Origin of the sequence: Paenarthrobacter aurescens (assembly GCF_025421775.1) — a bacterium.
GTDB classification, from domain to species: Bacteria; Actinomycetota; Actinomycetes; order Actinomycetales; family Micrococcaceae; genus Arthrobacter; species Arthrobacter aurescens_B.
In genome coordinates this window covers 1-14,080 of sequence record NZ_JAOEFX010000013.1, presented here as the reverse complement: position 1 = coordinate 14,080, position 14,080 = coordinate 1, and the positions used below count along the sequence as shown (strand labels likewise).

At 63.7% G+C, this 14,080-nt stretch carries 14 protein-coding genes; all 14 read left to right on the top strand.

Annotated elements, in window-relative coordinates; translation table 11 throughout:
• Positions 1-23: 23 nt before the first annotated feature.
• The 14 genes from tilS (at position 24) to N7568_RS21845 (ending at position 13,428) form a co-directional block, all read left to right on the top strand.
• Positions 24-1,094, top strand: a complete 1,071-nt coding sequence (tilS, locus tag N7568_RS21910) for a tRNA lysidine(34) synthetase TilS (protein WP_306423157.1) — start codon at positions 24-26, stop codon at positions 1,092-1,094.
• A gap of 31 nt (positions 1,095-1,125) precedes the next feature.
• Positions 1,126-1,677, top strand: a complete 552-nt coding sequence (hpt, locus tag N7568_RS21905) for a hypoxanthine phosphoribosyltransferase (protein ID WP_011772910.1) — start codon at positions 1,126-1,128, stop codon at positions 1,675-1,677.
• A gap of 141 nt (positions 1,678-1,818) precedes the next feature.
• Positions 1,819-2,637 (top strand): hypothetical protein, encoded by an 819-nt coding sequence (locus N7568_RS21900; RefSeq protein ID WP_261611867.1) that lies wholly within the window; start codon positions 1,819-1,821, stop codon positions 2,635-2,637.
• Between the two features lie 209 nt (positions 2,638-2,846).
• Positions 2,847-4,916 carry an ATP-dependent zinc metalloprotease FtsH gene (ftsH, locus tag N7568_RS21895; RefSeq protein ID WP_261611866.1) on the top strand — a complete coding sequence of 690 codons (2,070 nt, stop codon included), beginning with the start codon at positions 2,847-2,849 and terminating at the stop codon, positions 4,914-4,916.
• Positions 4,917-4,926: 10 nt separating this feature from the next.
• Entirely contained in the window at positions 4,927-5,562 is a 636-nt protein-coding gene (folE, locus tag N7568_RS21890) for a GTP cyclohydrolase I FolE (RefSeq protein WP_090822646.1), read from the top strand.
• Positions 5,563-5,567: 5 nt separating this feature from the next.
• Positions 5,568-6,473 carry a dihydropteroate synthase gene (folP, locus tag N7568_RS21885; protein WP_261611865.1) on the top strand — a complete coding sequence of 302 codons (906 nt, stop codon included), beginning with the start codon at positions 5,568-5,570 and terminating at the stop codon, positions 6,471-6,473.
• 12 nt (positions 6,474-6,485) lie between these two features.
• Entirely contained in the window at positions 6,486-6,845 is a 360-nt protein-coding gene (gene folB, locus N7568_RS21880) for a dihydroneopterin aldolase (protein WP_261611864.1), read from the top strand.
• The gene (folK, locus tag N7568_RS21875) at positions 6,842-7,381 is read left to right on the top strand and encodes a 2-amino-4-hydroxy-6-hydroxymethyldihydropteridine diphosphokinase (protein ID WP_261611863.1); all 540 of its coding nucleotides are present in this window, start codon (positions 6,842-6,844) and stop codon (positions 7,379-7,381) included. The genes folB and folK overlap by 4 nt, the downstream gene beginning before the upstream one ends.
• A 2-nt stretch (positions 7,382-7,383) precedes the next feature.
• Positions 7,384-7,905, top strand: a complete 522-nt coding sequence (locus N7568_RS21870) for a DUF3180 domain-containing protein (RefSeq protein WP_261611862.1) — start codon at positions 7,384-7,386, stop codon at positions 7,903-7,905.
• The gene (locus N7568_RS21865) at positions 7,886-8,398 is read left to right on the top strand and encodes a PH domain-containing protein (protein WP_261611861.1); all 513 of its coding nucleotides are present in this window, start codon (positions 7,886-7,888) and stop codon (positions 8,396-8,398) included. The genes N7568_RS21870 and N7568_RS21865 overlap by 20 nt, the downstream gene beginning before the upstream one ends.
• Positions 8,395-9,996 carry a PH domain-containing protein gene (locus N7568_RS21860; protein WP_261611860.1) on the top strand — a complete coding sequence of 534 codons (1,602 nt, stop codon included), beginning with the start codon at positions 8,395-8,397 and terminating at the stop codon, positions 9,994-9,996. The genes N7568_RS21865 and N7568_RS21860 overlap by 4 nt, the downstream gene beginning before the upstream one ends.
• Positions 9,989-10,897, top strand: coding sequence for a Rossmann-like and DUF2520 domain-containing protein (locus tag N7568_RS21855; protein WP_261611859.1), 909 nt, complete (start codon positions 9,989-9,991; stop codon positions 10,895-10,897). Before N7568_RS21860 ends, N7568_RS21855 begins: the two co-directional genes overlap by 8 nt.
• Before the next feature lie 5 nt (positions 10,898-10,902).
• Positions 10,903-11,805, top strand: a complete 903-nt coding sequence (panC, locus tag N7568_RS21850; protein WP_261611858.1) for a pantoate--beta-alanine ligase — start codon at positions 10,903-10,905, stop codon at positions 11,803-11,805.
• Positions 11,806-11,910: 105 nt separating this feature from the next.
• On the top strand, positions 11,911-13,428 hold the full coding sequence (locus N7568_RS21845; protein ID WP_261611857.1) for a DHA2 family efflux MFS transporter permease subunit: 1,518 nt from the start codon (positions 11,911-11,913) through the stop codon (positions 13,426-13,428).
• Positions 13,429-14,080 lie beyond the last annotated feature (652 nt).

Here is a 14,080-nt window from a genome sequence, read left to right as displayed (position 1 = left end):
TCGTTGGCAAGGCACGGAAGCAGTTGCAGAACGCCTTGGCCTCGGCGGGCTACCCATCACGTGTGCTGGTGGCCTGCAGCGGAGGCCCGGACTCCCTGGCGCTCGCAGCCATTGCCGCCTACTTTGGCAGGCGGGGCCACGTGGACGGACATCCGGTGTCCGTGGCGGGTGTTGTGGTTGATCATCAACTGCAGTCCGGCTCAGCCGAGGTAGCTGCCCGGACAGCGTTGGTACTGCGCGAGCTGGGGCTTTCTCCGGTGGAAGTGCGCACCGTGGAAGTGGCTTCCACTGGCTTTGGGCCTGAAGCCGCAGCCCGGGACGCCCGTCATGCTGCGTTGGAGTCCACCGCCGATGACCTCCGCTGCGACGCGATCTTGTTGGGCCACACCTTGGATGACCAGGCTGAACAGGTGCTTCTCGGTTTGGCCCGTGGTTCCGGAACGCGATCCCTGGCCGGTATGAGGCCTGCCCGTGGACGCCTGCTCCGGCCCTTCCTGGGCCTGCGCCGCGAGGAGATCCTTGAGATCTGCGAGGTGGAGGAACTGGAACCTTGGCATGACCCAAGCAACGCCGATCCCGCGTTTGCCCGCTCCCGGACCAGAGTGGAAGTCATGCCCGTTTTGGAGGACAAGCTCGGCCCGGGCGTTGCCGAATCCCTGGCGCGGACAGCTGCAATCCTGCAGCAGGACGCAGACTTCCTTGAAGAATTGGCCAACGAGACCTATCTCTCACTTGTGCAGCGGGAAGGCGGCGACGCGTGGTTGCCGGAGGACTCCGTCCGTGGACTGCCGGCAGCGCTGAGGTTCCGCGTGATCGCGAAGGCGGCGGCCGACGTCGGGGGCCAACAACCCGGCTATGGGCGCCTCCAAGCTGCGGAAGCATTGCTTCGGCGCAAAGGTTCGGCCGGGCCCGTCGAGCTTCCAGGCCACGTCAGTGTGTACCGCTTGTCCCTCAGCGATTTGGAGCTGGAACGGGCCGTCTCCACAGATGGATCGGCCCCCGGTGCAGCGGGCGATTCGGCCGACGCCGGTCCCCGCGAAGCCGCGCGCTGTGGGAAGCTAGTATTCCGGCATCAGAAACCGTCCCAACAGTAGCCGCACCCGAGCATCAAAACAGGAGCCATTGGTGGATTCAAACGACGTCCAGGCAGATCTCAAGCACGTTCTTTACACCAAAGAGCAGATCCAAACGCGCATCGCGGAACTCGCGGCGCAGATCGACAAGGACTACGAAGGCCGCGACATCTTGATCGTGGGCGTCCTGAAGGGTGCGGTCATGGTCATGGCTGACCTGGCGCGCGCGCTGCACAGCCACGTCAGCATGGACTGGATGGCTGTCTCGTCCTACGGCTCCGGTACCCAGTCCTCGGGTGTTGTCCGGATTCTCAAGGACCTGGATACCGACCTCATGGGCAAGGACGTCCTGATCGTTGAGGACATCATCGACTCCGGCCTGACCCTTTCATGGCTTAAGTCCAACCTCGAATCCCGTGGCACGGCCAGCGTCGAGATCTGCACGGCCTTCCGTAAGCCGACGGCAGCCAAGGTGGAAATCGACGTCAAGTACGTCGGTTACGACATCCCCAACGAATTCGTCGTCGGTTACGGTCTGGACTACGCCGAGAAGTACCGCAACCTGGACTTCGTGGGCACCTTGGCGCCGCACGTTTACGAGTAAGGCCCACTTGGCTTTTCGCCGCACCACTTCCCGCTGTCCGCGCACCCCTGGTGCCGTCCGGTGGGAGTGGGTGCGGCGTTTGCGTTTAAGGGGGTCATTTTTAGGGGTGCCCTACCTGGGGGCCCGGAGCTAGACTGAACCATGACTGGTGCCCCTGCCCGTCTTCTGGCGTGGCTCGCCGTCCTTGCCACGCTTCTCACGGCCTGCACACCCACGGTGGATCTCGACGAGGCCACCGGTCAGCCACCCTCTGCCTCCTCGGCCCAGGCAACTGCGGGCACCACCCCTGCAGCTCCGGTACCTGCTCCGCCTCCTCCGCCGGTTACTGCAGCGCCACCGGCTCCGCCACCGATCCCTCAGCCGTTCGCGTTCAACCTGTACCAGGAGGGGGATTTCGTCCCGCAATACACCTTTGACTGGTGTGTTGCCGCGAGCATCCAGATGGCCCACAACCTCATCGATGACACTGGTGGCGCTTCCTGGGCAGGATCAGCACAGCAAAGCGAACTGTGGGAGATGGCACGCGCACGGTCATCGAATTCGTTCAATGGAGCCAACCCGCGTGGTTGGGCCCAAGTCTTGACCGAGGTGGGGATGGGGCCGTACCAAGTGGTTAGCGTCCCGGATTATGAGGATGCCCTGCAGACAGCGGCGCGCGCCATGGCCGGCACCGGACGTCCTGTGGGCCTGGTCATGTGGAGTGGCCGCCACGCATGGGTGATGAGCGGCTTCGAGTCGCTCGGTGATCCCGCCCAATTCCCGGAGCTCCAAGTCACGGGCATCCGGGTCATGGATCCGCTGTACCCGCACGGAAGCGGGCAGTGGGGCCCATCGCCCGAGCCCAACAGCTTGTTGAGCCCGGAACAGCTGGCGAAGCAATTCGTGGTCCGCGAACCCAGACGCTGGAGCAGCGAGCTGCCTACGGGGTACCTCCTGGTACTGCCTGTCGCCTCGGCCTGAGCTGCGCCGCTGGCAAAGCCGGAGCCAATAAACCCTGTCCTGACGGTCGGGACGCGAGTATCCTGTGTACGCCCAGAGGGAACTTTTGGACTTTCCGGTGCGTGAATTACTGGGAACGGTGTATAGCTTGAAACTGAAGCAGCACCACTCGCGCGCAGAAGTTGCGCCTTGCAGCACTACCAGGAGGGACGGGGCAAAACCCCGATCAGATGAAAGCTAAGAGTTTCTTCAAGGGCCCGGGCATCTGGATTGTTGTCGTCGTTGGCTTGCTCCTGGTGGCATTCGCAACACTGGCTCCGGGCGGTTCCACGCGCATTGACACCAAGGACGGCCTCGAGCTCCTTTCCCAGAGCGGGAAGGTTGAGCAGGCCAAGATTTTCGACGCCGAGAATCGTGTTGACCTGGTGCTCAAGGACAACCTGAACCTGGACGGCCAGGACAAGGGCAAGAATGTTCAGTTCTTCTACGTCACGGATCGCGGTCCGGATGTGGTCAAGGCTGTCACCAACGCCAACCCGGACAAGGGTTTCACGGACCAGCCGGTCGAGAACAACTGGTTCTCCGGGTTGTTCTCGCTGCTCATTCCGGTGCTCCTGCTCGGTGTCCTGTTCTGGTTCCTGCTTTCCCGCATGCAGGGTGGCGGCTCCAAGGTGATGCAGTTCGGCAAGTCCAAGGCCAAGCTGGTCAACAAGGACATGCCCCAGGTGACCTTCTCTGACGTTGCCGGTGCTGACGAAGCCGTGGAAGAGCTCCAGGAAATCAAGGAATTCCTCCAGGAGCCGGCCAAGTTCCAGGCTGTGGGTGCCAAGATCCCCAAGGGCGTGCTGCTCTACGGCCCTCCAGGTACCGGTAAGACACTGCTTGCCCGTGCTGTTGCCGGCGAAGCCGGTGTTCCCTTCTTCTCCATCTCAGGTTCTGACTTCGTTGAAATGTTCGTCGGTGTTGGTGCTTCCCGTGTCCGTGACCTGTTCGAACAGGCGAAGGCAAGCTCCCCGGCCATCATCTTCGTGGATGAGATTGACGCTGTGGGGCGTCATCGTGGCGCCGGTATTGGTGGCGGCAACGACGAACGCGAGCAGACGCTGAACCAGCTCCTCGTTGAGATGGACGGCTTCGACGTCAAGACCAACGTCATCCTTATCGCGGCCACCAACCGCCCGGACGTCCTGGACCCCGCGCTTCTGCGCCCGGGCCGCTTCGACCGCCAAATCACCGTGGAAGCCCCGGACATGATCGGCCGCGAACAGATCCTCAACGTTCACGCCAAGGGCAAGCCGATGGCCCCCGGCATCGACCTCAGGGGCGTTGCCAAGAAGACCCCCGGCTACACGGGTGCCGACCTGGCCAACGTCCTGAACGAAGCTGCGCTGCTGACAGCGCGTTCAAATGCAAACCTGATTGACGATCGTGCGCTGGACGAGGCAATCGACCGTGTCATGGCCGGTCCGCAGAAGCGCAGCCGCGTCATGAAGGAACTCGAGCGCAAGATCACCGCTTACCACGAAGGTGGACACGCGCTGGTTGCCGCCGCATTGCGCAACTCGGCCCCGGTCACCAAGATCACCATCCTTCCCCGTGGCCGCGCACTGGGCTACACCATGGTGATTCCCGAGGACGACAAATACTCGGTTACCCGCAACGAACTGCTGGACCAGATGGCCTACGCCATGGGTGGCCGTGTCGCTGAGGAAATCGTCTTCCACGATCCTTCGACGGGCGCTTCCAATGACATCGAGAAGGCCACCTCCACGGCCCGCAAGATGGTCACGCAGTACGGCATGAGCGAACGCGTTGGCGCTGTAAAGCTGGGCCAGGGTGGCGGCGAGCCGTTCCTCGGCCGCGACGCCGCGCAGGAGCGGAACTTCTCGGACCAGATCGCCTATGTCGTGGACGAGGAAGTGCGCCGCCTGATCGACCAGGCGCACGACGAGGCTTACGCCATCCTGACGGAAAACCGGGACGTTTTGGACCGACTGGCACTGGAACTGCTGGAACGGGAAACCCTGAACCAGACCGAGATTGCCGAGATCTTCCACGACATCCGGAAGCGCGATTTCCGCGAGATCTGGCTGTCCAAGGAATCCCGTCCGGTGCAATCGATTCCTCCCGTGGAGAGCCGCGCCGAGAAGGCTGAGCGCCAAGCCCAGGAAGAGGCCAAGAAGGCCCGTTTGGACGAGCCGCTGGACGTCGTCGCTCCGCACGCACAGGGAGTCAGCAGCCAGGATTCCTTCCAAGCCCCGCAGCCCGACGGCGGCAACGACCACCCGCATCACGGCTAAGCTTTCTGCTGTGACTCATTTCGACGACGACGACGACCTCGCCGCCGCCCACGGTTCCGCCGCGGGCTCCAAGCACGGCCACAAAGTGGACCGCCCGCGCATTGAAGCGGCTGTCCGCGAGATCCTCCTGGCTATCGGTGAAGACCCTGACCGTGGCGGCCTCCAGGACACGCCCAAGCGCGTGGCCAAGGCCTATGCGGAGGTGTTTGCAGGTCTCCACCAGCACCCGGCGGATGTCCTGTCCACCACGTTTGACCTCGATCACGAGGAGCTTGTCCTCGTGAAGGACATTCCCTTCTACTCGACGTGCGAACACCACTTGGTGCCGTTCCACGGCGTCGCGCATGTCGGTTATATTCCGTCACATGACGGCAAGGTAACCGGCCTCAGCAAGCTGGCGCGGCTCGTCGACATCTATGCGCGACGCCCGCAGGTGCAGGAGCGCCTCACTACGCAGATCGTTGAGGCGCTTGTGAAGCACCTCAACCCGCGTGGGGCGATTGTCGTCGTCGAATGTGAACACATGTGTATGTCCATGCGCGGCATCCGCAAGCCCGGCGCGAAGACCGTCACCAGTGCGGTGCGCGGTCAACTCCATGACCCGGCCACCCGCGCCGAGGCCATGAGCCTCATACTCGGAAGGTAAGCACTATGGACTCCCTCGCTGCAGCACCCGGAACCGGCCCGGCCACAAGCCCGTTGCCGGTTCTCCGTAAACCGCGACCCGCGGCCAGGTTCGAGGACCTGCCAACGGGCCGCACGCTCGTCATGGGAATCCTCAATGTCACCCCGGATTCCTTCAGCGACGGCGGCACCCACCGGACGCCGGACACCGCCATCGCACTTGGCCTGCGGATGTTCTACGCCGGCGCGGACATCATCGACGTCGGCGGGGAATCCACCCGCTCGGGCGCTGAACCGGTGTCCCCGGAGGAAGAGCAGCGCCGCGTCATCCCTGTGATCGAGGCCTTGGTAAAGGCAGGTGCGCTGGTCAGCATCGACACGATGCACACGTCCACCGCGGCCGCAGCAGTGGAGGCCGGAGCGGCCATTATCAACGATGTGTCCGGCCTGACCATCGAGCCGGACATGCCCGAGCTCGTAGCCCGCACCAAGGTCCCGTACATCCTCACGCACCGCCGTGGGGACGCCCTGACCATGGACAGCCTCACGGACTACAACAACGTCACCGAGGACGTCGTGGCTGAACTCAGCGGAGTCCGCGACAAGCTCTACGCAGCGGGCGTGGCTCCAGAGCAGATCATCATCGATCCCGGCGTGGGGTTCTCCAAGAACGAGGACCAGAACTGGGAGATCCTCAAGAACCTCGACCAGCTCTTTGGCCTTGGCCATAAGGTGATGGTGGCTGCTTCCCGCAAGCGGTTCCTCGGTTCGCTGCTCACCGTGGCCGGCAAATCGGCTGCACCCTTGGAACGTGACGCTGCCACGGCTGCCATCACTGCTTTGAGTGCCACGAAGGGCGCTTGGGCTGTCCGCGTCCACGACGTCGGACCCAGCCTTGACGCCGTCAAGGTCGCCGCGCGCATTACCCGCTGATTGGATACCGCTGTGGACAGGATCACGCTGACCGGCGTCACCGCCGTCGGTTATCACGGAGTGTTCGATTTTGAGCGCCGTGACGGCCAGCCATTCGTGGTGGACGCCGTGCTTTACACGGACTTCACCAAGGCGGCCAGGACGGACGACCTCCAGTACACGGCGCACTACGGCGAAGTCGCGGAGCTGATTACCAAACACATCGAGGGCGAGCCCTTGAACCTCATCGAGGGCCTGGCTGTAAGGATCGCCGAGGGCATCCTCGAGAACTACAGCGTGGCCGCCGTCGACGTCACCGTCCACAAGCCCAAAGCACCCATCGAGGTGCCCTTTGGCGACGTCACGGTCAGCGTCCACCGGGAGCGATCATGACGTCCGGCTATACCAAGGCCATCCTGGCTCTTGGCAGCAACCTGGGGGAGCGGAACGACACCCTGTCCACTGCCGTCGCGGATCTGGTGGACCCGCCGGAGGTGCGTCTCTTGGGTGTGTCGCCGGTGGTGCAGACCAAGGCCGTCGGCGGTCCGGAGGGCCAACCCGATTTCCTGAACATGGTCATGGCTGTGGAAACAACATTGACTCCGTTGGAGCTCCTGAAGCACTGCCACGACGTCGAACAGAAGCACCACCGCACCCGGGAGGTGCGCTGGGGTCCAAGGACGCTGGACGTGGACATTATCGTGTTCGGCGACCTCGTGAGCGACGACCCCATCCTCACCATCCCGCACCCCCGGGCAGTAGAGCGCGCCTTCGTGCTCTACCCGTGGTCGCTGTTGGAGCCGCACGCAGAACTGAACGGGCAGGGCGTAGCTGAGCTGGCCGCCGTCGCCATCGACATGCCGGATATCCGGCGTTTCGATGGTTACGGTGACGTTGCCGGTGTGCCTGCAACGGGAGCAGTGGAGTAGCCATGAAAGCAATGCGCCCGGTTGTTCTGGTGCTCATCGCGGCTATCGCTGCCGTCATTGGGTGGCTGGCCACGGTCACTACCAACCGTTTCAGCATGCCCACCCCGGTGCTGCCAGTCTCGGCGCTTGTGACCATGGGCGTTATCGTCGGGCTCACGCTCGTCATGGGCATCCGCGTCCTGCGTTGGCGGAACGGCAAGAAGAAGAACCTGCTGAACCCGATCCTGGCCGCAAGGACGTTGATTCTGGCCCAGGCCTGCGCTTACGCCGGAACTTTGCTCCTTGGCTGGCATGCGGGGATCGCGGTGGATCTTCTCCGTATCGGCGGCTTGCGCGGTGGCGAGGGCATTCTGTGGAATGCCCTGCTGATGGGCGGCGGTGGCGTGGTGATGGTTGTGGTCGGACTCGTGGTGGAACGGTTCTGCCGGATTCCGCCGGAGGATCTTGAAGGTGGTACCGCCGGACCGGAACCGCGTCGCGGCGAAACAAAGGGTGAAGGCGAGTATGCATACCGAGGCGATTGATCCTCCCGGCGTCCAGTGGCTGCGGGTTTCCCCGAAGTACGTCACGGTTCGCTTGGTGGAGTGGGCCTTCGGCAACGTGTTGATGCTGGCCGTCCTCAGTTTGCCCCTCGTTTTCGTGCTGCTCGGTTGGTGGCGGTGGCCACCCTTGTGGCTCGCCATCACAGTTCCCGCGGTGATGCTGGTGCTGGCGGTGTGGCGGCTTGTGTTGATACCCCGCCAAGTACGCGCAATCGGCTATGCCGAGCGTGACGACGACCTCCTGATCCGCCGTGGCATCTTCTTTCAACGGACCATGGTGGTTCCATACGGACGGATGCAGTACGTTGACGTAGCCGTTGGTCCGGTTGAACGCAGCTTGGGACTGTGCACCTTGAAACTTCACACGGCTTCGGCTGGAACCAACGCGCACCTGCCAGGACTTCCCGCTGCGGAAGGCGCACGCTTGCGCGAGCAGCTTTCGGCCCGCGGAGAAGCCAGGCTGGCCGGGCTGTGAGCCTGGAAAGCAACGCTACTGAGAGCCTCCCGGGCACTGCGGTCGACGGCGACTGGAAGCGCGTCCATCCCGCGTCACCGTTCGTTCGCGGCTGGGTGGCGCTGGCCGCCGTCGCATACTTTGTTGGCCGTGACGCATTCGAGCGCATGCTGCAGGGCAGGGATTTTCTGGATCCGAACCTCAACGGGCGGGTGCCGTGGCTGCTGGCCGGCGGCGGCATTCTGCTGTTGCTGACCGTTAGCGGCTTCATCCTCAGTTGGTACTTCACGCGCTACCAAGTGGCCGAGGGCTATGTCCGGGTCAACACCGGATTCCTGTTCAAGCAGCAGCGGCAGGCCCGCCTGGACCGTGTCCAGGCCATCGACATTGTGCAGCCCCTTTTGGCGCGGATCTTTGGTCTCGCTGAGCTTAAGTTTGAAGTGGCCGACGCCGGCGAGTCAGCGGTGCGCCTCGCTTACCTTCCGCTCGCTCAGGCGAAGCAACTGCGCGCGACCATCCTTGCGCGGGCCGCCGGCGTTGTCAGCGAGCCCGGCAAGGAAGAGGAAATTCCTGAGGCGCCGGAGCATGTGGTGCTGTCCGTGCCCCCGGCACGGCTCATCGGGTCGTTGGTGCTGAGCGAGCAAACCGTCGGCATCCTGATCGGCGCCGCTGTTGTTGTTGCCACCTCTGTCCTCTTTGAAAACAGTGCCATCTTCCTGGCGCTCATCCCCGGCCTCCTGGGTATTGGCGCCGCGTACTGGAGCTCCTTCAACAAGGGCTACAACTTCACTGCTGCCATCTCCCCGGACGGTATCCGCCTTCGGTACGGTCTTCTGGACACCCAGGCCCAGACCCTGCCGCCGGGTCGCATCCAGGCACTCATGGTGACGCAGCCTCCCATATGGAGGCTCTTCGGTTGGTACCGGATGCACGTCAACGTGGCGGGATATGGCGTTTCTGCCAGCACGGAGGGTGCCGCCCGCACCATGTTGCTTCCCGTGGGCATGAAGTCCGATGTCCTGCGCATGATGTCATTGGTGCTGCCCGATCCGGGAGTTGAGGATCCGGAGCGGGTATTTACTGCGGGGCTGGACGGGTTGGCGCCGGCCGCGCCTGAATCTGCCCTGGCAGATGGCTTCACCACCACCCCGCGCCGTGCCCGCCTGCTGGCCCCGCTTGGCTGGCGGCGCAACGGATTCTTCGCCACCAAAACTGCCTTGCTGATCCGTTCGGGTCGCTGGTGGCACACGCTGGTCCTGGTTCCACATCAGCGAACGCAGTCCATGGCACTCCACCAAGGCCCGGTGGCCAGGCGTTTCGGCGTGGCTGACCTTGTCCTCCACACCACGGCGGGACCCGTTTCGCCGCGGGTTTTCCAAGCCAGCGTAGAGCAGGCGGTGGAGCTCTTCGACCAGCAGGCAGCCCGGGCCCGGGAGGCTCGGAAACGGCAAACCAGCGAGCAATGGCTGGCGCAGGTAGCGCCGCAGGCCCCCGAGGTTGCAGCTGCGGCCCAGCCTGTAGAGCCGGACCAGCCTGTAGAGCCGGCCCAGTCTGTTGAGCCGGCCCAGCCTGAACAACCCCAGACTTCACACCAACAGGAGGACCGCCACCATGGCTAGGCCAGGACGACTCGGAGTCGGAATCATCGGCGCCGGCAAGGTGGGTGCCATCCTGGGTGCCTCCCTGCGCGCGGCCGAGCACGCCGTCGTCGGGGTTTCTGCTGTGTCCGACGCCAGCCGCGAGCGGGCCGAGAACCTGCTTCCGGGTGTCCCGATCCTGGAAATCCAGGACATCGTGGAGCGTTCGGAGCTTGTGTTGCTGGCTGTCCCGGATGACGCGTTGGGCGAGCTGGTTGCGGGGTTGGCAAAGCTGGGCGCCTGGCAGCCCGGCCAATTGGTGGCACATACGTCGGGCCGGTTCGGAGTCGGAATCCTGAACCCTGTCCGCGCGGTTGGTGCGATCCCGCTGGCGCTGCACCCTGCCATGACGTTCACGGGCATGAGCCTGGACCTGACCCGGTTGATGGACTGCACGTTCGGGGTCACAGCCGATGCTGCGATGCTGCCGATCGCGCAAGCCCTGGTCGTGGAGATGGGGGCCGAGCCGGTGGTCATTGCCGAGGCCGACCGCACGCTCTACCACGCATCCCTCGCGCACAGCTCGAACCACATGGTCACACTGGTGGCGCAGGCATCGCAGATGCTGCGGGAGATCGGCGTCGAAACCCCGGAGTCCATGCTTGGTCCGCTGTTACGCGCGACGTTGGAGAATGCCCTCGCCTCCGGCGAGTCGGCGCTCACCGGACCCGTGGCGCGCGGGGATGCGGGTACCGTGTCTGCGCACGTCCAGGCGCTGAGGGAGTACGACGGCGGTGCGGGCGGCGATATCTTCGCGGCCTACCAGGCCATGGCACGGGCTACTGCCCGCCGGGCCGGAAACCGCGGACTGCTGCGCCCCGAACAACTGAACGAGATTGACGAGGCTTTGGGCGCTGAACCCGAAGCGCCGGAAGGAAACTGAACAGCATGGCCATCAAACTCGTGACCACTGCGGCGGAACTGCGCGCCGAAAGTGCCCGGCTCCTTGCAGCCAAGGGGGGAAATTCGCAGGGCCTGGTGCCCACCATGGGTGCCCTGCATTCCGGCCACGCCGCCTTGGCACGGACAGCCGTGGCCGGGAACGACGTCGTGGTGGCCACCATCTTCGTGAACCCCCTGCAGTTCGGCGATGCCGTGGATCTGGAGCGCTATCCGCGCACGCTCGACGCCGACATGGCCTTGCTGGATGCTGAAGGCGTTGACCTGGTGTTCGCCCCTTCCGTGGACGAGGTATATCCGGGTGGGCAGCCGTTGGTGCGGGTGACCTCCGGCCCGCTTGGCGATAAATGGGAAGGCGCATCGCGCCCCGGGCACTTCGACGGTGCCCTCACCGTGGTAGCCAAACTGCTGCACTACGGACTTCCCGGAGGTGCAGCAGCGGACGGCACGACGGCGGCCTACCGGGCCTACTTTGGCCAGAAGGACGCGCAGCAGTTGGCTTTGGTGAAGCGCATGGTTTCGGACCTGAACTTCCCCGTGGAAATTGTTCCTGTGCCGATCGTTCGCAGCGAGGACGGGCTGGCCCTTTCAAGCCGCAACCGGTTCCTTTCCGATGACGAGCGCGAAGCCGCACTGGTGCTGTCGCGGGCTTTGCGCCTAATTGAGGCCCGCGCAAACGCGCACGAACCCCTGGACCTGGATTCCGCCGTCGCGCTTGTCGAATCCCAGCCGCTGGTGGAACTGGACTATTTCGACGTCGTCGATCCCACCACGCTGGAACCGTTGGCAGAGAACTGCAAGGAGACGCCCTTCCGTGGTGAAGGATTGGCGATCGTCGCTGCCAAGGTGGGGCCGGTAAGGCTCATCGACAACGCTCCGTTGTTTTCCTAACGTTTGGAATTTTCCTGCTGACGGGAATTGGATGGGCGCTTAGACTGTTTTAGTCTTCACCGGCACAGATCGCCGGACACCAAATCCAACCCTTGGGGAACCCTCATGTCTACCGACGTCACGTCCGACGCCAACGGCAAGCCTGAATCCGGCGCTTCCGGTACCGTCACCTCTGCAGAGGCGGCGCCCCCAGTGGTGCCGGTGTCACAGGCGCCGGCCTCGAACGCCCCAGTGTCCGGGAAGATGTCACGGGAATCCGTGACGGTCATCGTCACGTTGCTGGTGGCCACCTTCGTGGTGATCCTCAACGAGACCATCATGAACGTCGCCCTCCAGCGGCTCATGATCGACCTCCAGGTGAGCGCTTCGACGGTTCAGTGGCTGGCCACCGGCTTCATGTTGACCATGGCCGTCGTCATCCCCACCACCGGATTCATCCTGCAGCGGATGAGTACGCGCGGGGCATTCATGCTGGCCATGGGTCTTTTCAGTGGCGGAACGCTGCTGGCCGCATTGGCGCCGGGGTTCCTGGTGCTGCTGCTGGCACGCATCGTCCAAGCTGGTGGTACCGCCATCATGCTGCCGCTGCTGATGACCACCATCCTCACGCTGGTGCCGATGTCCAAGCGCGGCGCCGTCATGGGCAATGTCAGCATCGCCATCTCGGTTGCACCCGCCATGGGACCCACCGTTTCCGGCATCATCCTGGACAACTTCTCGTGGCGCTTCATGTTCGTGTTCGTGCTGCCGGTTGCCTTGGCCGCGTTCGCCATTGGTGCCAAGTACCTCACCAACGTGGGGGAGCGGGAGAAGACCACCCTGGATGTGGCCTCCGTGCTCCTGACCGTGCCTGCATTTGGTGGTTTGGTGTACGGACTGAGCCAGATCGGTGGTGCCGACGCTGGCATTGTTCCGGTCATCGCCCTGGTTGTTGGTGTCTTCTGCCTGGCCGTGTTTGTCTTCCGTCAGCTCAAGCTCCAGAAGTCCGACTCGCCCTTGCTGGACCTTCGCGCCTTCAAGTTCCGCATGTTCACGGTGTCCACGCTGCTGATGGTCGTCGCCATGATGGCCCTGTTCGGCGGCGTGATCCTGCTGCCTCTGTACCTGCAGAACACCCTGCACCTGCAGCCGCTGGAAACCGGGTTGGCGCTGCTGCCGGGTGGTTTGGCCATGGGCTTGCTGGGTCCGGTCATTGGCCGGATCTTCGACAAAGTTGGGCCCCTGCCACTGACGGTCTCCGGTTCGGTACTCATGGTGCTGACCCTGTGGCAGTTCTCCCGGCTGGATGAGGGCAGTGCGCTCGGCTGGGTCATCGCCCTGCACGTTACGCTGAGCCTCGGCCTGGCCCTGCTGTTCACGCCGGCTTTTACCACTGGCCTGAACCCGCTGCCGCCGCACCTCTACTCGCATGGTTCGGCGATCATCAGCACGGCACAGCAGGTAGCAGGTGCGGCAGGGACCGCACTGCTCGTGTCCATCTACGCAGTGGTTTCTGCTTCATCCGGTCTCGTGGCCGGCATGCAGGCAGCCTTCATGGTCGCCACCGTCATAGCCGTTGCCGCGGTTGTCCTCGGCGCCATGATGCGCAAGACCGAAGGTGCCGGAGGGCACGGAGGGCACTGAGGGCGCTGACCCTGGTTAGCTGACTCCGGTTAGCTCCCTCCCCTGGGACGCTCTCTCACCCAATCGTCGTTTTCGGGCAACGCTCTCTCACCCAATCGTCGTCTTCAGGCAACGCTCTCTCACCCAATCGTCGTTTTCGGGCAACGCTCTCTCACCCAATCGTCGTCTTCAGGCAACGCTCTCTCACTTTGGTGGGGGAGCGTTGCTGCTTTAGAGGCTGTTGGTGGGCCGACGGCGGTGGTCATCCTCTGCGCGCTCGGTCGTTCCTCCCCAGCGATTCCCTAACCTCGCAAGCCCGGCCAAGGAACCCGGTCGCTGTGGGCCCACCTTGGACGCGTGCTGCCGGATAACCGCTGCCTCCTTCCGACGCTCGATCACCTATCAGCCCCTTTGGAGCAACGCTCCTTCAGGTAATCGTTGGTTTTGGGCGATGCGCTCTCAGCCAATCGTTGTTTTCGACATCGCTCTCACGTCCCGTGTGGAGTGCTGTTGTTCGGGTGGTTGGTGCCTTTGGTGGTTGGCGGCGCGTGGGGTGGCTGGGTGGGGTGGTGTGATGGGCTTCACTGGGGTTGTTTTTGGTGTGTTTGGCGGGTTGGGGGGTGTTGGTGGGCTTGTTTGTTCAGTGTTTGCGGGGTTTTTGGGTGGTGTTGGG

Bases quoted from the DNA above. Each gene is read 5' to 3' on its own strand.
- N7568_RS21900 (WP_261611867.1), top strand. From the start codon at position 1,819: ATGACTGGTGCCCCTGCCCGTCTTCTGGCGTGGCTCGCCGTCCTTGCC.
- ftsH (WP_261611866.1), top strand. From the start codon at position 2,847: ATGAAAGCTAAGAGTTTCTTCAAGGGCCCGGGCATCTGGATTGTTGTC.
- folP (WP_261611865.1), top strand. From the start codon at position 5,568: ATGGACTCCCTCGCTGCAGCACCCGGAACCGGCCCGGCCACAAGCCCG.
- folK (WP_261611863.1), top strand. From the start codon at position 6,842: ATGACGTCCGGCTATACCAAGGCCATCCTGGCTCTTGGCAGCAACCTG.
- N7568_RS21870 (WP_261611862.1), top strand. From the start codon at position 7,384: ATGAAAGCAATGCGCCCGGTTGTTCTGGTGCTCATCGCGGCTATCGCT.
- N7568_RS21865 (WP_261611861.1), top strand. From the start codon at position 7,886: ATGCATACCGAGGCGATTGATCCTCCCGGCGTCCAGTGGCTGCGGGTT.
- N7568_RS21855 (WP_261611859.1), top strand. From the start codon at position 9,989: ATGGCTAGGCCAGGACGACTCGGAGTCGGAATCATCGGCGCCGGCAAG.
- panC (WP_261611858.1), top strand. From the start codon at position 10,903: ATGGCCATCAAACTCGTGACCACTGCGGCGGAACTGCGCGCCGAAAGT.
- N7568_RS21845 (WP_261611857.1), top strand. From the start codon at position 11,911: ATGTCTACCGACGTCACGTCCGACGCCAACGGCAAGCCTGAATCCGGC.